Source organism: uncultured Oscillibacter sp., from assembly GCF_910587525.1.
Taxonomy (GTDB): Bacteria; Bacillota; Clostridia; order Oscillospirales; family Oscillospiraceae; genus Oscillibacter.
The window spans coordinates 1-22101 of record NZ_CAJULS010000023.1 but is presented as its reverse complement, the minus strand read 5'-3'; the positions used below and the strand labels follow the sequence as shown (position 1 = coordinate 22101).

The window sequence follows — 22101 nt, the reverse complement described above, 5'->3', positions numbered from 1 at the left end:
TGTGCTCTTCCGATCTTTGCGCTTTCCATTAAAGTTTGTTATACTAATTAGGTATGCAATTTGAAAGGGGCGGGCTATGCGCATCTTAGGCATCGACCCCGGCTTTGCCACCATCGGCTTTGGTCTGGTGGAGGCGGAGCGGGCACAAGTTCAGATGGTGACCTACGGCGCCATTACCACCCCGGCGGGGCTGCCCCTCAGCCGCCGCCTCTACCAGATCAGCTGCGACATGGAGGAGCTGGTCGGTCAGCTGAAACCGGATGTGATCTCCATTGAGGAGCTGTTCTTCAATACCAATATCACCACCGGCATCGCCGTGGCTCACGGACGGGGGGTTATCCTCTGCGCCGCGGAGAAGTGCGGTATCCCCCTCTACGAGTACACCCCCTCCCAAGTAAAGCTGGCGGTGACTGGTTACGGCAAGGCGGAAAAGCGCCAGGTGATGGATATGACGAAGCGGCTCTTGAAACTGAAAGCCATCCCCCGCCCCGATGATGCGGCGGATGCACTGGCTCTGGCCCTGTGTCACGCAAGGAGTTTTACTTCACGACTTCCGCAGGGTGGGGCCGTGAGAGAAACCATTTGAGGAGGCCCTGATGTTTTACTATCTTGACGGTATTGTGGCGGAGCTGCTGCCATATCTTGCGGTTATCGACTGCGGCGGTGTGGGTTACGCCTGTAAGACCACTAACAACACCCTCTCTGCCCTGAAAAAGGGCCAGCGGGGGAGGGTCTATACCTATTTGAATGTGGGAGAGGATCTCTTCGACCTCTATGGCTTCGCCACCCAAAACGAGCTCAACAGCTTCAAGCTGCTGATTGGCGTCTCTGGTGTGGGGCCCAAAGCAGCTTTGGCGATTCTGTCCGCGGGGACACCAGAGACCCTGTCCATGGCTATCGTCACTGGGGATGAAAAGACCCTGACGGCGGCTCCTGGCGTTGGGAAAAAGCTGGCACAGCGCATTATATTGGAATTAAAAGACAAAATGTCGAAGGATGTTTCGTCCGTTCTGGATTTTTCTGGCGGAAAGGGCACTTCCGCCCCGGCGATGTTTGCCAGTAAGGCCACAGAGGCGGCCCAGGCCCTGGCGGTGCTGGGCTACTCCAGCCAGGAGGTCTCCGCCGCTTTGAAAGGCGTGGATGTGGAGAATCTTCCCCTGGAGGAGATCATCCGCCAGAGCCTGAAAAAGATGGTGCGGGGATAGATTGATGAACGTTTTAAGACTGCATCAGGGAGGAGGCCGGTCTGTGCGCTTTTCTGATTTGATTGGCTGGTGTTTTTTGGCCAGCATCTTCATGATGTGGCGGTTTTCCAAGTACAGCCGCATTCTCATTAACAATAGGAAACTGAATCCGGAGGAACAGGTGCGATACCGGAAGAAGGCCCAGGTGGCTCTGGGGGCGGCAGGGAGTTTTCTGGCCCTGAGCCTCCTCAGCATCGTCCTGGCAATCCTGTTTCAGTGATGCACAGCAGAGAGGAGGAAGCGGCGTTTTGAGCATCGACTTTGGAAATGACATCTATGAAGAGCCCATCGTGGCCAAGACCTTCCTCCAGGAGGATGTGCAGGAGGGGTCCCTCCGGCCCAAATCCCTGCGGGAATATATCGGACAGGAGAAGGCCAAGGAGAACCTCTCCATCTTTATCGCCGCCGCCCAGAAGCGTGAAGAGGCTCTGGACCACGTCCTGCTCCACGGTCCCCCGGGGCTGGGAAAAACCACTCTGGCGGGCATCATCGCCCAGGAGATGGGTGTCAACATCCGTATCACCTCTGGTCCCGCTATCGAAAAGCCTGGGGATTTGGCGGCGCTTTTGACCAACCTCAATGAAGGGGATATTCTTTTTGTGGATGAGATTCACCGGCTGAACCGCTCTGTGGAGGAGATTCTGTACCCCGCAATGGAGGACTATGCTCTGGATATCATCGTGGGCAAAGGCCCCAGCGCAAATTCCATCCGGCTGGACCTGCCTCAGTTCACCCTCATCGGCGCAACCACCCGGGCGGGACAGTTGTCCGCCCCACTGCGGGACCGTTTTGGTGTGACGCTGCGGCTGGAGTTGTATACACCGGAGGAGTTGGCAAAAATTGTCACCCGAAGCGCCGGTATTTTGAATGTGGACATCGTGCCGGAGGGAGCCTATGAGATTGCCCGCCGCAGCCGGGGTACCCCCCGCATTGCCAACCGAATGCTGCGCCGGGTCCGGGACTTTGCCCAGGTGAAGGCCGACGGCGTCATTGCCCGGGATGTGGCGGACCACGCCCTCTGCGCTCTGGAGATCGACTATCTGGGCTTGGACCCTGTGGACCGGCGGATGCTGGAGGCCATCATCGACCACTACAACGGCGGTCCTGTGGGATTGGAGACACTGGCAGCCACCATCGGTGAGGAATCTGTGACGTTGGAGGATGTGTATGAGCCCTATCTCATGCAGTTAGGTTTCCTGACCCGCACGCCCCGGGGCCGATGCGTTACCCAGAAGGCATATCGGCACCTCCACAGAGCTATCCCTGGCGGCGCTGCGCCGGAGAGTCCCCTGGAGCAGCTGACACTGTGAGAGGGGAGCGGATGGCGGACTTTTTCTTTTGGCTGTTCATGTTGGTATCGGCGCTGCTGATCCCGGCATGTATACTGTATTTTGGCTGGCGGTGATTCCTGTCACAAGAGGGGGCCCTGAAACGAAAATTCAGTTGATTGGACGGACGATCCCCCGATTTTTCAAGAAAAAGGCTGTTGAATCTCATGAATTCCTAGATTTTTTCAGAAATTTCCTTGTTAAATTCGATAAATCGCTTGACATTTCTATTAGAAAACAGGTATAATGCAACATGTGTAAATCTTATGAGTATCTACAGCCTTTTATGGAGCAAATGGCCGATGAAGAACTGTGTGTTCTGGCGGCCTCTGGAAACCGCATGGCGGAAGAGCTCCTGGTTACCCGCTATAACCGTTTGGTTCGTACCTGCGCCCGTCCATTTTTTCTCTTTGGCGGTGACAGTGAGGACTTGACGCAGGAGGGGATGGTGGGTCTCATCAAAGCCGTCCGGGAATATGACGCCTCCAAAGAGGCCTCTTTTCGGACATTCGCGGAAATTTGCATTCGCAGCCGGCTGTATTCCGTTCTCCGCGCCGCAGCGCGGGATAAGCATGCACCGCTCAATCAGTCGGTTCCTCTGGATACGCCCTTCTTTGACAGTAATTCCTACACCTCTGGTACCAATAATTTGGCGCAGCGAAACCCTGAAGATGATCTGATCGACAGGGAGCACACAGCAGCCCTCTTATCCGGTGTCCGGAAACAGTTGTCCGAATTTGAAGCGAAGATTTTGGGGTACTATTTAGACGGTCTTTCATGCAGGGAAATTGCCAAGACGGTAGGCAAGCCCCCAAAGTCCGTGGACAACGCTGTGCAGCGCATTCGGCGCAAGGTAGCACAGCAATTACTTTCCGGCGATGTCAGCGAGAGCTGAGCGCAATATATTTTTCTTTTCAAAGAGAGGGTAAAAACATGTACGAAGACAAGACTTTAGTGTGCAAAGAGTGCGGCCAGGAGTTCGTGTTCACTGCCGGTGAGCAGGAGTTCTACGCGGAGCGCGGCTTCCAGAACGAGCCTCAGCGTTGCAAAGCCTGCCGTGACGCCCGCAAGAATGCTGCCCGCGGTCCCCGTGAGTATTTTACTGCCGTGTGCGCTGCCTGCGGCGGCGAGGCAAAGGTTCCCTTTGAGCCCAAGTCTGACCGGCCCGTCTATTGCAGCGAGTGCTTCGCCAAGATGCGCGAGGAGCAGAGATAAACAATATTTCGTTTTGTCTCTTGCAGATGAAAACGGCGTCCGCTTTCGCGGGCGCCGTTTTTTTCTATAACCTCCAAGGTTTTCTTTGATTTTCTATTGAACTTGCGCAGATAATAGAGTATAATACCCGGAGAACCGCTTTTGGCGGAAAAATGGTTTCTGTTTCGCGGAACAAACAGGCGGGCAGGACCTGCGCTGACATTAAAACTTGAAATGGAGGAAATATCTCTATGGTTACCATTACAAAAGATACCATTATCGGTGATATTCTGGATGTGGCGCCTCAAACCGCGCCAATCTTCCTGTCTATCGGTATGCACTGTCTGGGCTGCCCCTCCTCTCGCGGGGAGACTGTGGAGGAGGCCTGCATGGTTCACGGAGTGGACGTGGACAAGTTGCTGACCCTAGTGAATGAGGAGGCCAACAAGGCCGCTCAGTAAAGGACGCTTCTTGTGAGGACGCATGCGGGATTCCCGTATGCGTCCTTCCACGGGACGTTTCAAGGAGGTTTTCCATGAGGCACTTGGAGCTCTCACCCCGGCTGCAGCTGCTGGCCAGCTGGGTGCGGCCTGGCGCGCGAGTCGCTGATGTTGGCACAGATCACGCCTATCTGCCCGTGTGGCTGGTGCTTCACGGCTGTGTGGTCTCTGCCATTGCCAGCGACCTGCGGGAGGGCCCACTCGCACGGGCGCAGGAGACTGGACGGACCTATGGGGCGGAGGGCGTGGATTTCCGCCTGTGCGATGGCCTCTCAGGAATTCGGCCCGATGAGGCGGATACTATTGTCATCGCCGGGATGGGCGGGGAGAACATCACCGCCATTCTTGATGGGGCCCCTTGGACGGCGGACGGCAGCCACACGCTGCTGCTTCAGCCCCAGACCAGAGCAGAGGACTTGCGGAAGTTTCTCTCGGGGCATGGCTATCGGATTATCCGGGAAGCCCTGGTTCAGGACCGGGGGATTCTGTATCCCTGCATGGAGGTCATGGCGGGGCAGGAAACTCTGAGCCTCGGCCAGCTTTATGGTGGGGCCAAACTGCTCTATGACCCGTTGGGGGAACAGTACATCATCGCGAAGATCATTCGCCTGCAGGGCGTTGTGGCGGGACTGAACCGGGCCGGGGGCTTGGAAAATCAGAAAAAAGCGGATGCAATGCGGGATGTTCTGACCGCGCTGCTGTTCATGAGAGAGGAGTGGCGCCATGCCAACTGTCTGTGAGGTTGAACAGGCCCTGTTTGACTGGGCGCCCAGAGAATTGGCCGCGGACTGGGACAATGTGGGGCACCTGCTGGGCAGCCCCGGAGATGCGGTTTCCCATGTTTTGGTTGCTCTGGATATCACGGAGGATGTGGCGGAGGAGGCTCTGGCCTTGGGTTGTCAGCTGATTGTGTCTCATCATCCGGTGATGAACTGCAAGTGGCTGCCGGTGCAGACCGTCCGGGAGGACCGTCCCCAGGGGCGGCTGCTGCTAAAGCTCCTGCGGAACAACATCTCCGCCATCTGTATGCATACCAATCTGGACGCTGCCCAAGGGGGCATCAATGATCTGCTGGCAAAGGCGCTGCATCTGGCGGATCCCGTCCCGCTGCACGAGTCGGGAATCGGACGGCACGGCTTTCTGCAGGAGCCCATGGCCCTGACAGAGTTTGTCCGTTTTGTCACTAAGACTTTGGGCTGTAATGGCGTCCGCTATGCCGGCACCGGAGGACCAGTTTCCCACGTGGCGGTGGGCGGCGGCGCCTGCGGGGATTTTGAGGCAGATGCCATCGCCGCTGGGTGCGACACCTTCGTCACCTCCGACCTGAGCTATCACCAGTTTTTGGACGCGGCAGGGAAGGGGATCAGCCTCATTGACGCAGGTCACTTTCCGACAGAAGACCTAATCTGCGGCGAAATTGTCTTGTATTTATCGGCCCGTTTTCCTGAGCTGGCCATTACAAAATCCACTTCCCACCGGGAAGTGATTCAGTACTATATTGAAGGAGAGTAATACACTATGTCCGGACATTCCAAATGGCATAATATCCAAAAGACCAAGGGTGCGGCTGATGCCAAGCGCTCTGCCGCCTTCACCAAGATCGCCCGCGAGATCATTGTGGCGGTAAAAGAGGGCGGCTCCGGCGACCCCAATAACAACTCCCGCCTAGCCACCGTCATCGCCAAGGCCAAGGCCGTCAATATGCCCAACGACAACATCAAGCGTACCATCGACAAGGCCCTGGGCTCCGGCAACACCGACAACTATGAGGCCGTCACTTACGAGGGCTACGGCCCCGGCGGCGTGGCCGTCATTGTGGACGCCCTGACCGACAACCGCCAGCGCACCGCCCCGGAGGTCCGTCACGCCTTTGACAAGTGCAATGGCAATCTGGGTGCTCAGGGCTGCGTCAGCTGGTCCTTTGACAAGAAGGGCGTCATCATCATTGACAACGAGGACGGCGAGCTGGACGAGGATACTGTCATGATGGACGCCTTGGACTCCGGTGCGGCAGACTTTGAGGCTGACGGCACCGCTTTGGAAATCACCTGCGATCCTGACGTCTTCAACGATGTGGTGAAGGCCCTGGAGGAGAAGGGGTACACCTTTGTCAGCGCCGAGGTGGAGATGGTTCCCCAGAATTACATCCAGCTCTCTGGCGAGGGCGATGTGAAGAACATGGAAAAACTCATCGATATGCTGGAGGACAACGACGACGTGCAGAACGTCTGGCACAATTGGGACAGCGACTGAGACATGGGGACGGCGCAAGCCGTCCCTTTCTTTTTGAATATTTTATAAACAAAATCTAGTTTTTGTTTATAATTAACTGTGTATTATTCAACTCTACCGCTGGTCGGTTGTCTTTTTCAGCGGGGAGGGGTAGACTGAGGGCGAGGTGATTCCATGACGAAAGAACAGCTTGGTACATTCATCGCCGAAAACCGCCGGGACCGGGAAATGACCCAGCGGGACCTGGCGGAGCGGCTCCACATCACAGACAAGGCCGTGAGCAAGTGGGAGCGGGGATTGAGTTACCCGGACGTGACGCTGCTGGAGCCGCTGGCGGAGGTCTTCGGTCTTGGTGTAGAGGAACTGGTGGCCTGCCGCAGGGCAGAGGAAAAAAAGGAGGAGGAACAGCCTGTGAAAAACATTTTGGAAATTTCCCGGGAAAACCGGCAGTCCGAACGCCGGAAAAACGCCATCCGAACGGCGCTGGCCGCGCTGGTGATGCTGGCAATTGCGCTTGGGGCAATTTGGTATTCCAGCGTTTATGTCCATGAGCATCGGGAGGATTCAATCATTCTGAAAGAGACCATTGGAGATGGGAATTACCTTTACGTGGAGGAGGATGGGCACCTTTTGTGTCTGAAGTGCAGAGACAGTGTGGACTTTGACGCGATTGAGATGACCGATGAATGGGGCCATGAACTGGTGTACCAGCTGGACTGCTACTGGAACAAAAAGACTTACCAAGGGACTGTCTCTGCCTGTGACCGTACTCATATGTATGTGCTGGGAGGTCCGGAGGATGAAATCGGAAGCGCCTTTGGATTGGACGATCCTCTCTTTGGATGGAAAGATGTCTTCTGTGAAATCGTCTACGCAAATCGGGATCTATATGGTCAGGGGATTGTCTACACATTTGCCTTCTGGGGCGGCAGTTCGGAGAAATGGAACGAGGAACGTTTGCTGGAGGTAGAGGACTGCCTGACCTTTACCACAGCGGACTGGGACCATAACGAGAAAACGGAACTTCTGATCCGTACCCGCTGGCCGGAAAAACCGTACATAGTCTATGACATGGAGGGTGGAACTATTGAGGCAATTTGGGTGGATTCCCTGGAATTGGAGTTGGCAAAAATGTTGATGACCCCCAAAGAACAATAGGAGGAATTTGAAAAGGAACGTCGGAGTTCTTCATAAAACAAGAGAGACCCATCCGCGTGTTTCACGGATGGGTCTCATATTTTACGAGCAAAACTGTAAGCCGGGTTCTGTATTTGACAGTCATCTATCTAGGCGTACCGTTGCCGGTACGCTCAAGCCACCTCCTGAGGACGGCCGGGCCAGCCTTGTGTGTCCTCCCACGGTGTTGCTCCGGATAGAGTTTACAGCGACGGACAGTTCCCAGCCGTCGGGTGCGCTCTTACCGCACCTTTCCACCCTTACCGCCACAGAGAAGCTATGGCGGCGGTATATCTCTGTTGCACTTTTCCTGAAGTCGCCTTCGGCGGGCATTACCCGTTATCCTTGCCCTGTGGAGCCCGGACTTTCCTCATGGACGGCCTTTCGGCCTGCCCACGCGACCGTCTGTTTTACTCGCCCATTCATTTTACAGGAAAGGCGGGGTATTGTCAACGGATAAAATCCCTGCCGGTCTCTCGCAGCCACCGTTCCAGGGCAGAGAGATCTGACTCGGTGTGGAACCAGTGCTCCGCGGTCTCTGCTGTCTGCAGGCGGCAGGAAAATCGGTCCGCAAATGCGGACGTCACAGCCGGATCGCACAGGGTGTCCCTCCCTCCGGTCAAAATCTCCGTGGAAATGGGCCACCGGCGAACCGGATGTTCCTGCACATAGCAGTAGTAATCCCAGTAGAGGGTCTGTCCCATGGGTGTGGAGATTGCCTGTTCCCGTTTCAGCCGCTCCGGAGACACGTCAAACCAGGTCATCATGTTGTTGATCAAAGCGCCCATATCTACAACGGGGGAGAGGAACCAGGCCCGCTCCACCCGGCGGTCTCCGCAGGTCAGCAGGCTGAAATAGGCGCCCATGCTGACGGCAAACAACCCAACATGGTCCCACCGTGCTTCCGCATAGTCCAGTACAGCAGAAAGGTCCCGAACACAGACTGGTGGCTTGCAAAGAGCGGCCTCTTCCCGCCGCGCCCCATGTTCCGGGAGATCAAAGCTGAGGATTTGGCAGCCTTGGGCAATCTTGGACAAAAGCCGGATGGGTACGTCCTCTTTGTGGGAGTGGGCTCCATGAACAGCTATGATGGCCCGGTCTGAATCCGTACCCCAGAGAGCGCAAGGGATGGTGCTGATTTGCAAAGTCTGCGGTTCTATAGCCGACACCTCCTTATATTCCTCATCATATCACGATGCGGCGCTTTCGGCAAGAACGAAAGGAGAAAATTTCCCAGCTCTCGTTGTAATTTACCGCTGCTTGCGGTATAATTTTGATGTCTATTTTTATTAAACATGTGAGGAGCGGTTTTTATGACATTTGAGGAATACTTAAAGAGTTTACAGAATAAAACCGTGGCCGTCATTGGTATCGGTGTTTCCAATCAGCCGCTGATCCGGCTACTGTTGTCCCGGGGCGTGGCTGTCACAGCCTGTGACAGGAAAAGCCGGGAGGCCCTGGGACCGCTGGCAGAGGAGTTGGAAGCGAAGGGATGCTGCCTGCATTTGGGAGAGGGATACCTCCAGGACCTGGATCAGGACGTTATTTTTCGCACCCCTGGTATGCGGCCTGATCTTCCGGAACTGGCTGCTGCGGTGGCCCGGGGAAGTGAACTCACCAGTGAGATGGAGATCTTTTTTGAGGTCTGCCCCTGCACAAAGATCGCGGTGACCGGCAGCGACGGGAAGACCACCACCACCACTATTATCGCAGAGCTGTTGAAAGCTGCCGGAAAAACCGTTCATCTTGGGGGAAACATCGGCCATCCTCTGCTGGCGGAGACCGGGAAGATGCACTCGGAGGATATCGCTGTGCTGGAGCTTAGTTCCTTTCAGCTGATGACTATGACCCACAGCCCCCATATCGCTGTTGTAACCAATCTGGCACCCAACCATCTGGATGTCCACAGGGATTTTGCAGAGTATATCTTCGCAAAGGAAAATATCTTTACACATCAGTTGGCGGAGGATATTGCAGTATTCAATGCCGACAATGATATTACCTTGGAAGAGTCCGGCCGTGTCTTTGGCCGGGCACGTCTGTTTTCCAGACTGCGGGAGGTGGAGGACGGCGTTTTTCTGCGAGGAGATGCGATCATCGCCCGGCACGATGGCGTAGAGCGGGAGGTTCTCCGGGTCTCCGGCATTAAGCTGCCTGGTGTCCACAACGTGGAGAACTACATGGCGGCCATTGCCGCCGTGGATGGCATTGTGCCAGATGAGATCATCCGGAAGTTTGCCGCGGAGTTCGGTGGTGTGGAACACCGCATTGAGCTGGTGCGGGAGCTGAACGGTGTGCGCTATTACAACGATTCCATTGCCTCCAGTCCCAGCCGCACCATCGCGGGGCTCCGCTCTTTTGACCAGAAAATCATCCTCATCGCCGGCGGCAAAGACAAGGGGATTCCGTACGATACCCTGGGCCCGGAGGTTAACGAGCATGTAAAACTGTTGATTCTCTGCGGTGCTACGACGGGGGTGATTCGCTGCGCCGTAGAGCGGGCGGAGAATTACCAGGGGATGGAAGTGATAGAAGTTAACGACTACCGGGAAGCTGTTTCTCTGGCTCAAAGCCGGGCGGAAACAGGGGATGTGGTGATGCTTTCTCCAGCCAGCACGTCATTTGACCGTTTCGCTAATTTCATGGAGCGGGGCAGGGTCTTCAAAGAGATTGTCAACGCTTTGAAATAGTAGTAGGGTCAAGCCGCCGCCGCATAGAATTGCCGGAGGAGGTGGCGCTTATGAGGGCCGGATTTTTCTATTACCGCCGCTGGCTCAACCGGCGGACGCTGCTGCGATCTATTGTGTTCGTGTTGGCTGTGCTGATGATCTCGTCTGTGATTCTCACCACGGCTCACCTGCGTCCGGTGTTGGAGAGTCTGGCTGCCACCAGGGTCTCTTTTGTGGTGAATTCTATCATCTCCCGGTCTGTACAGGAGGCCATTGACAGTGGCGAGATCAGCTATGAAAAATTGGTCTCCTTTGAGAAGGACTACGAGGGCAGAATTACCGCCGTCCACAGCAACATGGTAGCTTGTAATCGGCTCCAGTCGGATATTTTGGACATCATTCTCCAGCGTATTGACCAGGTGCCGTCCCAGGATCTGTCCATCTCCATCGGCAGCCTCAGCGGCTCCGTGCTGCTGGCAGGCCGGGGACCGGAGATCTCCGTCCGGATGGAGTCGGTTGGCAGTTCCTCGGCCTGGTTTGAAAACGAGTTCATTTCCGCTGGCATCAACCAGACTAAGCATCAGATCGTTTTGAATATCGAGGTTTATGTGAGCATCCTGCTGCCCGGCTTTACGGCGGACACCCAGGTGTCCAACGCCGTTACCGTGGCGGAGACCATCATCGTGGGCTCCGTACCGGACACCTACACCTATTTCGCAACTGTCCCTTCTAACTATGACGAGTATATTTTGAGTACCAACTGATATGGAGGAGTTTCCCATGGACTACCGCGAAGAGATCAGACATCTGCGTGATGTATTGAATGAAAACGGCTACCGATACTATGTGCTGGACGCACCTACCATGAGTGACCGGGAGTATGACCTGCTGAACCGCCGTCTGGAAGAGCTGGAAGCGGCGCACCCGGAGGAGATCACGCCGGATTCGCCCACTCAGCGCATTGGCGGAAAGCTCCTGGAGGGGTTTTCTACCTATACCCATGAGGTGCCGCTGGAAAGCCTTCAGGATGTGTTCAACGCCGGCGAGGTAGCGGAGTTCTGCCAGCGGATGGACGAGGCTCTGGGAACCCCGGTGGAATACTCCGTGGAGCCCAAAGTGGATGGTCTTTCTGTGGCGCTGGAGTACCGGGACGGCGTATTTGTCAGGGGCGCCACCCGGGGTGACGGCCTGGTGGGGGAGGACGTGACGGAGAATCTCAAGACCATCCGTTCAATCCCCATGACGCTGCCGGAGAAGCTGCCCCGACTGATCGTCCGGGGAGAGGTCTACATGGCCCGGTCGGTATTCGAGGAGATCAACGCCCAGCGGGAATTGCAGGGAAAGCCCCTGATGGCCAATCCCCGGAATGCCGCCGCCGGCTCACTGCGGCAGCTGGACCCCAAAATCTGCGCGGAACGGCGGCTGGACATTCAGGTATTCAACTTACAGCTGGCGGAGGGAAGGGAGTTTTCCCGCCATACCGGAACGTTGGATTATCTGGCCTCCCAGCGGTTTAAGGTTATCCCCCACGCAATGCTCTCTGGCGTGTCCGCCTGTCAGGCTGAGATCAGCCGCATCAATAATGAACGGTTGGAATATTCCTTTGATATTGACGGCGCAGTTATAAAGGTAAATACCTTGTCAGACCGCACTGTACTAGGGAGTACCGCGAAATTTCCAAAGTGGGCAGTGGCTTATAAGTATCCGCCTGAGAAGAAGCCCTCCAAGGTGCTCGACATTGTCATCCAAGTAGGTCGCACCGGTGTTTTAACCCCCAAAGCCGTACTGGAGCCGGTGCGGCTGGCCGGCACTACCGTTACCAGCGCCACGCTCCACAACCAAGACTACATTACAGAAAAAGACATCCGGATTGGCGATACGGCCATCGTCCAGAAGGCGGGGGAGATCATTCCGGAAATTGTTGAGGTGGATTTTTCCAAACGACCGGAGGGCACCGAGCCCTATTGCCTGCCGGAGACCTGCCCGGTCTGCGGCGCCCCGGCGCACCGGGACCCGGACGGAGCCGCCCTCCGCTGTACCGGCGCAGAATGTCCCGCCCAGCTGCTACGGAATATTACTCACTTTGCGAGCCGGGACGCCATGGACATCGAGGGCCTTGGACCTGCCGTAGTGCAGCAGCTGGTGGATGGCGGACTGATCCGGAACGCCGCCGATCTGTACGCACTCCACGCAGAGGACGTGGCTAAGCTGGACCGTATGGGAGTTAAGTCGGCGGAGAACCTGATCCGTGCCCTTGAGAAATCCAAGGCCAATGACCTCAGCAAACTGATCTACGGTCTTGGCATCCGCCAGGTGGGGGAGAAGGCCGCCAAAGTCCTATCCTCCCATTTTAAGACCTTCGATGCCCTGGCGGCGGCCTCTCTGGAAGAGCTGACGGAGATTGACGACGTAGGAGAAATTACCGCCCAGTGCATTGTGGACTATCTGGCGCATCCTCAATCTCAGGATCTGCTCCGCCGCCTGCGGGAGGCCGGCGTCAATATGGAGAGTAGCCAGCAGATGGTTGATAATCGGTTTGCAGGGATGACCTTTGTCCTCACAGGAACTCTTACCCAGTTTGACCGCAAGGCGGCCCAGGTCTTGATTGAGGAGCGGGGCGGCAAAGCTGCTGGCTCTGTCTCCAAACGCACTACTTACGTGGTGGCTGGAGAGGCCGCTGGCAGTAAGCTGAAAAAGGCCCAGGAACTGGAGATTCCCATTTTAACGGAAGAGGCGTTTGCAAAAATGCTGGAATGACTTATCCAGCAGCAGTTGACACACCCCTGGGTCGAAGAGATTAGCACGGCCCAGGGGTGTTGCTCATTTATCAAATGCGGGGTTTACATAATATACGTTCTTCTCATTCATCTTATCCTTTGCCAGCCGCAGGCCTTCGCCAAACCGCTGGAAGTGGACTACCTCCCGGGCCCGCAGGAACCGGATGACATCGTTGACGTCTGGGTCGTCACTGAGGCGCAGGATGTTGTCATAGGTTACACGGGCCTTCTGCTCCGCCGCTAGATCCTCCGTCAGATCGGCGATGACGTCGCCGGTGACCTGCATGGTGGATGCGGACCAGGGATAACCGGAGGCGAACTGAGGATAGACGCCAACCGTATGATCCACAAAGTAGGTATCAAACCCGGCAGTCCGGATCTGCTCTTCCGTCAGATCCCGGGTCAGCTGGTGGACAAGGGTGCCCACCATTTCCAGGTGGCCTAACTCCTCTGTGCCGATATCGGTCAGCAATCCCTTCAGCTCTGCATAGGGCATGGAATACCGTTGGCTCAGATACCGCAGCGACGCTCCCAGCTCACCATCCGGCCCGCCGTATTGGCTGATGATAACCGACGCCAGCCTGGGGTTGGTGTTCTTGATCTTCACTGGGTACTGTAATTTTTTCTCATAAACAAACATCAGTCATTCCCTCCAAAATCCCAGGGCCAGGGGTCCTTCAGCCAGGCGTAGCCGTCCTCCGGGGTCAGATCGGTCTGGAGCAGGGGGCCATGCATCTTCTGGTACTTCTCCTGTCCCTCTTTCAGCAGCTTGACGTAAGACCAGTACAGCTGCAGAGCCTCTTGATCCTGGGCATGGGTGGTCAGGTAAAGTCCCAGCTCGTCGACGGCAAAGCTCAGAGCCATCAGTTCTACCAGGGCGGTGTTGGCCAGTTTTGTCCTGGCCTGAATGGCCGCCTTAAAAGGCAGGTTCAGCCCGGGAAACAGGGTGCCGGTCTCCAATGCTTCCATTCGGCTGTATCGGGCAGGATTGTTCTCCTGCATCGGGATATAGGGAAACGCCAGCTGGGCGCAGCCGGGCAGGGGGCCCTGGCCTACGCCGCAGGCGGGGTTTTCAGGCCTGTTCTGTTCAGGTTTTTCCATTTTTCATGGACGCCTCCTTCTGATGAGGCGCGCAAATGAAAACGGCAGCGCTTTGATCTGCGCGCCACGCTTTGGCACGGCCTGCCGAAATCCACGGGGTGGACCGCACCATGCGTTCACTCCATTGTATGCCGAAGCGCAGAGAAGAGGAACGCTGCCAAAATTACCGTTTGCTTTCACAGGCCGGTGCGGCTATAATAGCTGTAGTGCGATGCATATGGGATAAGCCCTCTGGCATAGCCTCCAAAAGGGGGTGCTGTCTGTGATCATTCTGATTCGTAAACGTGTATTTCTGCTGTCCGCAATCTTCTGCTGTTTTATGACCGCTATGGCCGCCGTTCTCTGGTTTGGCCGTCTGCCAGCTGTTCCGGCCTTTGCGGCCCGGGACGGCGCACCGGTAACGGTAGTGGTGGATGCCGGACACGGTGGGGAGGATGGGGGCGCCACGTCGTCAGGCGGCGTGGAGGAGAGCCATATTAACCTGGAAATTGCCCTTCGGGTTAACGACCTGCTGCGCTTTGCAGGACAGAGAACCCTCCTAACCCGCAGCGAGGATATCACCATTGCCGATCCGGACTTGAATACTATCCGCCAGCGGAAGGTGTCCGATCTGAAAAACCGTGTAGCGCTGGTGAACGGCACGGAGAATTCCGTGCTGTTGAGCATCCATCAAAACAGCCTGCCATCCTCTGTGGTAACCCACGGAGCTCAGGTATTCTGGAACCGGCAGGAGGGAGGGGAGCAGTTGGCGGAGACGGTCCAGGAAACGCTGAACGGATGCATCAATGTGGGAAACGAGAAGCATGCAAAGCCCATTCCCGCCACCATCTACCTGATGAAAAACATCACAGCTCCGGGTATTATCGTAGAGTGCGGTTTTTTGTCCAATCAAGAGGAGACCAACCGGCTGCAGGAGCCGTCTTATCAACGAAAGCTGGCTGCCGCCATCGCCGGAGGATATCTGCGGTGTGCGGCGGGGGAGGAAGTGTCATGAAGCAAAAGACTATGTTTTACTGCACAGAGTGCGGCAATGAGACAGCAAAATGGGCGGGGAAGTGTCCAGCCTGCGGCGCCTGGAACACCATTGTAGAACAGCCTGAAATGTCTAGGGCGGCAGCAAAGGGCGGAAAGGCGGTCCGCACACTGCTGACTGCCCGCCGGGCCTGCCCCGTGACAGAGCTGCAGACCGATGAAGAGATTCGCTTTCCCTCCGGCATGGGAGAGCTGGACCGGGTTTTGGGTGGTGGGGCTGTAAAAGGCTCTCTGGTGCTGGTGGGCGGCGCTCCGGGCATCGGAAAATCCACACTGATGCTCCAGATCTGCAGCAAATTAAGTGAGAACAATAAGATTTTGTATGTATCCGGCGAAGAGTCCGAGCATCAGCTGAAGCTTCGGGCCAGGAGGCTCCGGGTGGAGAGCGGAAATCTCTATGTGGTCTCGGAGACCAGCTTGGAAGGGGTACTGGAGTCTGTGGCAGCGGAACAGCCGGACGTTTTGATTGTGGACTCCATTCAAACGCTCTATAACGAGTCCCTGGACTCTCCGGCAGGCAGTGTCAGCCAGGTGAAAGAGTGCACCATGGCCTTGATGCAGCTGGCGAAAGGGCAGGGGGGGCTCACAGTCTTCGTCATCGGCCATGTGAACAAGGAGGGCTCCATCGCGGGACCCAAGGTCTTGGAGCACATGGTGGACTGTGTGCTGTATTTCGAGGGCGACCAGCACACCTCTTACCGCATCCTGCGGGCGGTGAAGAATCGCTTCGGCGCCACCAACGAGATCGGTGTCTTCGAAATGCGGGACGAGGGACTGACGGAGGTGGAAAACCCCTCGGAGATGCTGCTGTCAGGCCGTCCGGAGGACACGCCGGGCACTTGCGTTACATGTGTTATGGAGGGAATGCGCCCAGTGCTGGCGGAGATCCAAGCCCTGGTAGTGACCTCCGCCGGGGGCAATTCCCGGCGGACCAGCAACGGATTTGACTACAACCGGGCGGCCATGCTGATGGCCGTTCTGGAGAAACGGGGCGGGCTGAAGGTCTCCGCCTGCGACGCCTATCTCAACATTATCGGCGGCCTCTGGCTGGACGAGCCCGCCGCCGACCTGGCGGCGGTAGTGGCTCTGGCCTCCAGCTATCTGGACAGGCCTATCCCCAACGATTTGGTTGCCATTGGAGAGGTTGGCCTGACTGGGGAACTGCGAACAGTCAACCAGCTGGCCCAGCGTATCTCTGAGGTTCGGCGGCTGGGTTTCCGGAAGTGTGTCATTCCAGCCCACCGGGCGGGAAACCTGGGGACTTTCCCGGGTCTGGAGCTGCTGCCGGCTCGAAATATCGGTGAGGCGATCCGAGCCGCTTTGCGTCTGCAGGAATAAAGTGGACGCAGGCCCCCCCCATGGCAGGCACTCCGGCGGCCGCCGCGCTGTCCAGGGTGCAGACGCCGTCAGACTGGTAGACGCAGGAACTGGTGCAGGGGATCAAACTCATGGCAATCATCCATTCTATTTGAATTTACCTTAGCTTGACCCGCCCAGCGGGATTTCATGCAGAGAAGGCTGTATATATGAAGTGGGTGTTGTATTTCGTGGCATTCGGCACCGTGATATACTTTCTCTATGACCGGGGACTCCTGGTGACAAAGCATATTACCGCCGTGCTGTTTACTATGTGGGTTGGAAAAAGCGAAGACAATGTCTCCCTGAATTCCTGCACGGGCTGGGTCCGGCATAGGGTCAGGTTCCGTGGGAGCGGAATGTATACGTTTACGATGGACCACCGGCTGTCGAAAGGGGATGTAACCGTATCCCTGCTGGACAGTGACAAGCGAGAGCTCCTGCGTCTGGACCGGGAGCTGTGTACCGGAAGCGCAGAGCTCTCCAGGAGAAGCAGGTATTATCTGCGCTGGGATATCCGGAGCGCCACAGGAACATGTGCGCTTTGTTGGCGGAGCGATTCTATGGATTGACAGGCTGTCAAGAACGTGGTAAAATGCCAACAGCTTGTCAAACGGCATACGCGTCCGTAGCTCAGCAGGATAGAGCGTCCGCCTCCTAAGCGGAAGGCCAGCGGTTCGAATCCGCTCGGGCGTACCAGAAAGAGAGATACGCGATGCGTATCTCTCTTTCTGGTACATCTGCCGCTTTCTCGGGAAAAGACGGCCGCTGCGGCAGGCCGATTGAAATGACGTGGGTAAAACCTGAAAAATTTTCCTGTACACACCCTTGTTCTTGTGTAATCGCTGGTCCCCAGTCATTTGTATAGAGCTGGACTTACCGGGAAAGGGGTGATATAATGATCTTGAAAATTCAGGGAGGAGGAATTTGCGGATGCATATATAATTGAACAAAATAAAAATTTTGTTCAATTTAGGGGAGCTGAAAATCAACTGACGTACATTTCAGTGCGTTTTTACCCAGTGTATCCACAAGACGTCATCATGGCTGACTATCGTACAGAAACTCCGCAGATCCTGCGGGACTTTCTCTCATACCACGAAAATGTAAAAGCGCATTCCAAGCGCACAGTCGACGAATACTTCCTGGACCTGCGGAATTTCTTTCGTTACATCAAGCAGATTCGGGATCCGGCTCTGGCGGCCAAAGCGCTGGATGAGATCGACATTATGGATGTGGATCTCAGCTTAATTTCCAGCGTGTCGCTGACGGATATTTACGGCTATATGACCTATCTCAGCCGCGAGCGCGCCCAGCACCCTAACAGCCGTCACTCTGACTATGGTCTGAACGCCTCCTCACGGGCCAGAAAGATTGCCACTATCCGGTCGTTTTACAACTACCTGACCAACAAGACCCACCTGCTTCGTGAAAATCCTATCAAAGATATGGATTCTCCCAAACTGCGGAAATCTCTGCCCAAATACCTCACTTTAGACGAAAGTCTGAATCTTTTGTCCGCTGTTGATGGAAAAAATCAGGAACGGGACTACTGTATTTTGACGCTCTTCCTCAACTGTGGTCTGCGGATTTCCGAGCTGGTAGGCCTCAATCTCAACGATATTCAGGGCGACGCTCTGAGGGTTCTCGGCAAAGGCAACAAAGTGCGCATCATCTATTTGAACGATGCTTGTCAGGATGCCATTTCCAGATATTTGGCAGTACGGCGGAATATCACCGACCGCCATGCCAACGCCCTGTTCCTTTCGGCACAGAATGAGCGGATCAGCCGTTCCACTGTCCATGCCATGGTGAAAAAAAGGTTGACGGCGGCCGGACTGGACAGCACCCAGTATTCCTCCCACAAACTGCGCCACACCGCTGCTACACTGATGCTGCAAAACGGTGTGGACGTCCGCGCGGTCCAAGAGGTTTTAGGACATGACCACCTGAATACCACCCAGATTTATACTCATATCGACAATGAATCCCTGCGAGTCGCCGCAAAGGCAAATCCCTTGTCACGCGTTAAGAAACGAGGAAAAATTGAAGATAAATAAGGAGCCGCCCTACGGACGGCGGCTCCTGTTCCCTGCTTATTCAGCTCACCAGAAGATTCATCCAGTTAAAACTGGCTCTGGTGGGCACGATGCCAAGGCACCAGATGGAGACATCCGTGATCCCCAACAGTCTTGCGGCATTCAATTTAATCTGAACGCTTGTCCTGTCATCGTACCAGGCAAAATACCGTTCTCCGTTCTCCGTCGTATAAATGATGTAGCTGGTCTGGTAACTGTCCGACCAGCCGCGGATGGTATCTGCCTGCTCCAGCCGTTTGTACAACGTCTCATTGGAGGGATAGAGCGGTTTTCCGGAAACCAGCCGCTCATTTTCATCAATTTGCCAGGCAATATTTTTGCAGGAAAAACCCAATGCAATCTTTCCAGGGTCTCGGACTGCGGCGGCGATGGCCGCTAAAGACAGAAATACCTGATCGATGGGTGCCGGAGCGATGTTTTTATAGTATTCCGTTCCCTCAAAACCGGAGAGATCCCGGGCGTCGTAGTCATAGGCCATCAGGATTACCTGATCCGCCAGATCGGCAATGGCGCGGTAATCATATCCGTCGTAGTAAGGGCCGGATGAAAGCACCGGGGAGACACAGACATACAGCGTTTTTCCCATACCATGGACCTTTCGACTCAGATCTGTCAAAAAAGCGGTAAAATCGTTTTTTGAGGCGGCCCTGAGGCCCTCAAAGTCCACAGTGATGCCGCTGTACGGGTTCCGTTCCAACTGGCGGTAGGAGATGGTCAGCTCATTAACGATCTCCTCTACAGCTTTGGTTCTCCCCTCCGGACTGGCCAGCAGTTCTCGGGGTGCGCCGCCATCCATGTAGACATTGAGGTGTGTCCGCTTTCTGCCGTCCTCCAGATAAGCCGCCACCTCTTGGTATCCGGTAGGTATGTAGTAGTCATTTCCGCCGGCGCTGGTTGTAGAAAGCTTGGCCTGCTCCCCATCCCAGGTCATTCGGCTCCATCCCACACTGACGGCATCCATATAGTCTGTCAAGAACAGCTGGCTGTACGAGTCGCTGGCGTAAAAACCATGGACCCATCCGTTTTTCCGGTGGAGTTTCTCATATATCCGCACCAGCATGGCCGCAGCCTGAGCCCGGGTAGCGGTGCTGTCCGGAGAAAAGGTCACAGCAGAGGTTCCGTTGGTCATGCCAATGGTATATGCCACAGCGATATACCCCCGGCGGCTGACAACATCGCTAAACGGCAGACTGATTCCCTTTTCGGCCAGCGCTGCCGCGCTTTTAAGCCCCAGCGCCCGTACCAGCATCTCCGACATCTCAGCCCGGGTGATCCGCTCGCTGGGCCGGAACGGAACATTGGCGTCCACCACATCGTTTTTCACAGCATAGTTGATGGCGCGCCGATAGGTATCAGAGAGTCTTGCGGGCAGTTCCATGGTGGAAGTGATAAAATCCCCCGCCGGAGAAGCTCCCCACTCCATCATGCGGCCCAATACAGTCACAAACTGGGCGCGGGTTATCGGATCCCCATAGCCAAACCTGACAGAACTGTATCCCTCCATCAGGCCGTATTGTATGGCTTTTTGAACTTCTCCTGACAGGGTGCTTCCCGCGGGAATATCCACATAGACCGCATCTGCCGCCGGGACAGCCAAAATAACTGCCAGCGCTGCAGTCAGCAGCCATGATATCATACGTTTCATGGGAATCCTCTCTTTCTCTCAATTACTGGGCGTCCGCGGTTTCTCTTCCGCCTATACTGTTATCCGCCAAATTTTTCACTTGTCCCGTCAGGAGCGGTTTAATAATTTGAGTCGTTCTGCCGCCGCCGTAAACGGCGGCAGCCGCAAAACATGGCACTATTACTTCCATCTTTCAGTTCAGAAGTAATATAATAGCCGCATTGCGGCTATTATACCATAAATGTCCTCCAGGTGGTAAACTTTCTAAAAAATTTCAAAAATATTTTCAGGGCCAAATAATCCCGGTAATATGCAAAAAGCGGATATCCCGGTATTCATAGGTAACCAGCGGACGGTTATCCGCATCATAGCTGTGGGCGGCAATAAGGATATTCTTCGGATCTGGATGCTCTCCTACAGACACCACGATGGGGGAATGCTGGAACTCCTCGCCCTTGAAGGACAGCTGGATCAGGTCCCCGGGACGCAAATCCTCCATGGCGCAGGGTTCTCCCACCGGTCCCACGGAGGTCCCCCGACGGGTCAGGAAGCTGTAGAGATACGGGACTCCCGTCCAGGCCGGGGCTTTCTGGTTGGCGTCAATATAGTACCAGCCGATGTCCGGCGTGAAGTTCATGACGCCGCTTCCTGCGTAAATGCACTGAGAGGCAAAATTGGTGCAGTCGCCGCCTAGGTTTTCATAGTCATAAAAACGCGGATTCCGCCCATAGGCCCACTTGTGGGCGTACATCACTGCGGCGGCGCGGTTGTAGTTTTGGATAAAACGCATGGTCTCCCTCCTCTTCTCCCCATCCTATGCGGCGGGGGAGGCGGCAGACACAGAGCGGGCCGGAGACGCAAAGCGCCTCCGGCCTACGAAAAATGCTGTGATTACGCCTTGCCGTTGCAGCCCAGGACGTCCACCAGTTTGTGACGGACCAATTCCTTGATGTTGGCGCGGGCGGGCTTGAGATACTCGCGGGGATCAAACTTGTCGGGATGCTCGTTGAAGAACTGCCGGATGGTGCCGGTCATGGCCAGACGCAGATCGGAGTCGATATTGATCTTGCACACGGCGCTGCGGGCGGCCTTGCGGAGCTGCTCTTCAGGAATGCCCACGGCATCGGGCATCTTGCCGCCGTTGGCGTTGACCATTTTCACATACTCCTGAGGCACGCTGGAGGAGCCGTGGAGCACGATGGGGAAACCGGGCAGGCGCTTAACGACCTCATCCAGAATATCAAAGCGCAGCGGGGGCGGAACCAGTTCGCCTTTCTCGTTGCGGGTGCACTGGGCAGCAGTGAACTTGTAGGCGCCGTGGCTGGTGCCGATGGCAATGGCCAGGGAATCGCAGCCGGTCTTGGAGACGAACTCCTCCACTTCCTCGGGACGGGTGTAGTGAGACTCCTCGGCGGAGACATTGACCTCGTCCTCCACGCCGGCCAGAGCGCCCAGCTCAGCCTCGACGACCACGCCATGGTCATGGGCGTACTCGACAACTTTCTTGGTGATCTCAATATTTTCGGCGAAGGGCTTGGAGCTGGCATCGATCATAACGGAGGTAAAGCCGCCGTCGATGCAGGATTTGCAGGTCTCAAAACTGTCGCCGTGGTCCAGGTGCAGCACGATGGGAATCTCAGGGCACTCGATGACCGCAGACTCCACCAGCTTCACAAGATAGGTGTGGTTAGCGTAGGCGCGGGCGCCCTTGGAGACCTGGAGGATCACAGGGGCCTTCTCCTCGCGGCAGGCCTCGGTGATGCCCTGGA

The 22101-nt window shown here is 55.9% G+C and carries 24 protein-coding genes, 1 tRNA gene and 1 other RNA gene; 19 read left to right on the top strand and 7 right to left on the bottom strand.

Annotation, left to right across the window (positions count from 1 at the left end; genetic code table 11):
* Positions 1 to 76: 76 nt before the first annotated feature.
* The 11 genes from ruvC to QZ326_RS03950 all read left to right on the top strand — a co-directional run bounded on the left by ruvC (position 77) and on the right by QZ326_RS03950 (position 7656).
* A complete protein-coding gene (gene ruvC, locus QZ326_RS04000; RefSeq protein WP_295741459.1) occupies positions 77 to 586 on the top strand; it encodes a crossover junction endodeoxyribonuclease RuvC in 510 nt (169 codons plus the stop codon).
* Between the two features lie 10 nt (positions 587 to 596).
* Positions 597 to 1205, top strand: a complete 609-nt coding sequence (gene ruvA, locus QZ326_RS03995) for a Holliday junction branch migration protein RuvA (RefSeq protein ID WP_295741456.1) — start codon at positions 597 to 599, stop codon at positions 1203 to 1205.
* 43 nt (positions 1206 to 1248) lie between these two features.
* Positions 1249 to 1464: a hypothetical protein gene (locus QZ326_RS03990; protein ID WP_295741453.1), complete on the top strand. Its 216-nt coding sequence runs from the start codon at positions 1249 to 1251 to the stop codon at positions 1462 to 1464.
* Positions 1465 to 1492: 28 nt separating this feature from the next.
* Positions 1493 to 2554 carry a Holliday junction branch migration DNA helicase RuvB gene (gene ruvB / locus QZ326_RS03985; protein ID WP_295741451.1) on the top strand — a complete coding sequence of 354 codons (1062 nt, stop codon included), beginning with the start codon at positions 1493 to 1495 and terminating at the stop codon, positions 2552 to 2554.
* A gap of 304 nt (positions 2555 to 2858) precedes the next feature.
* The gene (locus QZ326_RS03980; RefSeq protein WP_295741448.1) at positions 2859 to 3467 is read left to right on the top strand and encodes a sigma-70 family RNA polymerase sigma factor; all 609 of its coding nucleotides are present in this window, start codon (positions 2859 to 2861) and stop codon (positions 3465 to 3467) included.
* Between the two features lie 38 nt (positions 3468 to 3505).
* Complete coding sequence (locus QZ326_RS03975; protein ID WP_016323508.1) at positions 3506 to 3787, top strand: zinc-ribbon domain containing protein; 282 nt, start codon at positions 3506 to 3508, stop codon at positions 3785 to 3787.
* Between the two features lie 230 nt (positions 3788 to 4017).
* On the top strand, positions 4018 to 4227 hold the full coding sequence (locus tag QZ326_RS03970) for a DUF1858 domain-containing protein (protein WP_016323509.1): 210 nt from the start codon (positions 4018 to 4020) through the stop codon (positions 4225 to 4227).
* A gap of 74 nt (positions 4228 to 4301) precedes the next feature.
* Positions 4302 to 5006, top strand: coding sequence for a class I SAM-dependent methyltransferase (locus QZ326_RS03965; RefSeq protein WP_295741443.1), 705 nt, complete (start codon positions 4302 to 4304; stop codon positions 5004 to 5006).
* On the top strand, positions 4990 to 5778 hold the full coding sequence (locus tag QZ326_RS03960) for a Nif3-like dinuclear metal center hexameric protein (RefSeq protein ID WP_295741440.1): 789 nt from the start codon (positions 4990 to 4992) through the stop codon (positions 5776 to 5778). Before QZ326_RS03965 ends, QZ326_RS03960 begins: the two co-directional genes overlap by 17 nt.
* A gap of 6 nt (positions 5779 to 5784) precedes the next feature.
* A complete protein-coding gene (locus QZ326_RS03955; RefSeq protein ID WP_295741437.1) occupies positions 5785 to 6519 on the top strand; it encodes a YebC/PmpR family DNA-binding transcriptional regulator in 735 nt (244 codons plus the stop codon).
* A gap of 153 nt (positions 6520 to 6672) precedes the next feature.
* Complete coding sequence (locus QZ326_RS03950) at positions 6673 to 7656, top strand: helix-turn-helix domain-containing protein (protein WP_295741435.1); 984 nt, start codon at positions 6673 to 6675, stop codon at positions 7654 to 7656.
* 80 nt (positions 7657 to 7736) lie between these two features.
* Here the strand turns inward: QZ326_RS03950 and rnpB are convergent.
* Together rnpB and QZ326_RS03940 are read right to left on the bottom strand one after the other, a co-directional pair.
* Positions 7737 to 8091, bottom strand: an RNA gene (rnpB, locus tag QZ326_RS03945) — RNase P RNA component class A.
* Between the two features lie 32 nt (positions 8092 to 8123).
* The gene (locus tag QZ326_RS03940) at positions 8124 to 8843 is read right to left on the bottom strand and encodes an alpha/beta hydrolase (protein WP_365328283.1); all 720 of its coding nucleotides are present in this window, start codon (positions 8841 to 8843) and stop codon (positions 8124 to 8126) included.
* Between the two features lie 144 nt (positions 8844 to 8987).
* Between QZ326_RS03940 and murD the strand changes: the two genes are divergently transcribed.
* From murD to ligA, 3 genes are read left to right on the top strand one after another with little or no spacing between them, the layout of a single operon-like run.
* Positions 8988 to 10364 carry a UDP-N-acetylmuramoyl-L-alanine--D-glutamate ligase gene (murD, locus tag QZ326_RS03935; RefSeq protein ID WP_295741431.1) on the top strand — a complete coding sequence of 459 codons (1377 nt, stop codon included), beginning with the start codon at positions 8988 to 8990 and terminating at the stop codon, positions 10362 to 10364.
* A 50-nt stretch (positions 10365 to 10414) separates the two neighbouring features.
* Positions 10415 to 11107: a sporulation protein YunB gene (yunB, locus tag QZ326_RS03930; protein WP_295741429.1), complete on the top strand. Its 693-nt coding sequence runs from the start codon at positions 10415 to 10417 to the stop codon at positions 11105 to 11107.
* A gap of 16 nt (positions 11108 to 11123) precedes the next feature.
* Positions 11124 to 13100 carry an NAD-dependent DNA ligase LigA gene (gene ligA / locus QZ326_RS03925; RefSeq protein WP_295741427.1) on the top strand — a complete coding sequence of 659 codons (1977 nt, stop codon included), beginning with the start codon at positions 11124 to 11126 and terminating at the stop codon, positions 13098 to 13100.
* 63 nt (positions 13101 to 13163) lie between these two features.
* Here ligA and QZ326_RS03920 read toward each other — a convergent pair whose 3' ends face one another.
* Positions 13164 to 13760: a manganese catalase family protein gene (locus QZ326_RS03920; RefSeq protein WP_295741424.1), complete on the bottom strand. Its 597-nt coding sequence runs from the start codon at positions 13758 to 13760 to the stop codon at positions 13164 to 13166.
* The gene (locus tag QZ326_RS03915; protein ID WP_295741420.1) at positions 13760 to 14221 is read right to left on the bottom strand and encodes a spore coat protein CotJB; all 462 of its coding nucleotides are present in this window, start codon (positions 14219 to 14221) and stop codon (positions 13760 to 13762) included. Before QZ326_RS03915 ends, QZ326_RS03920 begins: the two co-directional genes overlap by 1 nt.
* A gap of 262 nt (positions 14222 to 14483) precedes the next feature.
* On the opposite strand from QZ326_RS03915, the gene QZ326_RS03910 reads away from it, so the two are divergent.
* From QZ326_RS03910 to QZ326_RS03890, 5 genes are all read left to right on the top strand, one after another.
* The gene (locus tag QZ326_RS03910) at positions 14484 to 15215 is read left to right on the top strand and encodes an N-acetylmuramoyl-L-alanine amidase (RefSeq protein WP_295741417.1); all 732 of its coding nucleotides are present in this window, start codon (positions 14484 to 14486) and stop codon (positions 15213 to 15215) included.
* Positions 15212 to 16591: a DNA repair protein RadA gene (gene radA / locus QZ326_RS03905; protein WP_295741415.1), complete on the top strand. Its 1380-nt coding sequence runs from the start codon at positions 15212 to 15214 to the stop codon at positions 16589 to 16591. The genes QZ326_RS03910 and radA overlap by 4 nt, the downstream gene beginning before the upstream one ends.
* Positions 16592 to 16779: 188 nt before the next feature.
* Positions 16780 to 17181, top strand: a complete 402-nt coding sequence (locus QZ326_RS03900) for a hypothetical protein (protein ID WP_295741412.1) — start codon at positions 16780 to 16782, stop codon at positions 17179 to 17181.
* Positions 17182 to 17231: 50 nt separating this feature from the next.
* Positions 17232 to 17308, top strand: a tRNA-Arg gene (locus QZ326_RS03895).
* A gap of 344 nt (positions 17309 to 17652) precedes the next feature.
* Positions 17653 to 18669, top strand: a complete 1017-nt coding sequence (locus tag QZ326_RS03890) for a tyrosine recombinase XerC (RefSeq protein WP_295741408.1) — start codon at positions 17653 to 17655, stop codon at positions 18667 to 18669.
* Between the two features lie 40 nt (positions 18670 to 18709).
* Here the strand turns inward: QZ326_RS03890 and QZ326_RS03885 are convergent, their stop codons facing one another.
* The 3 genes from QZ326_RS03885 to QZ326_RS03875 all read right to left on the bottom strand — a co-directional run.
* On the bottom strand, positions 18710 to 20353 hold the full coding sequence (locus tag QZ326_RS03885) for an S-layer homology domain-containing protein (RefSeq protein ID WP_295741405.1): 1644 nt from the start codon (positions 20351 to 20353) through the stop codon (positions 18710 to 18712).
* Positions 20354 to 20618: 265 nt separating this feature from the next.
* Positions 20619 to 21122: an amidase domain-containing protein gene (locus QZ326_RS03880; RefSeq protein ID WP_295741402.1), complete on the bottom strand. Its 504-nt coding sequence runs from the start codon at positions 21120 to 21122 to the stop codon at positions 20619 to 20621.
* 101 nt (positions 21123 to 21223) lie between these two features.
* On the bottom strand, positions 21224 to 22101 hold an 878-nt coding region (locus QZ326_RS03875), incomplete at its 5' end, for a ketose-bisphosphate aldolase (RefSeq protein WP_295741396.1).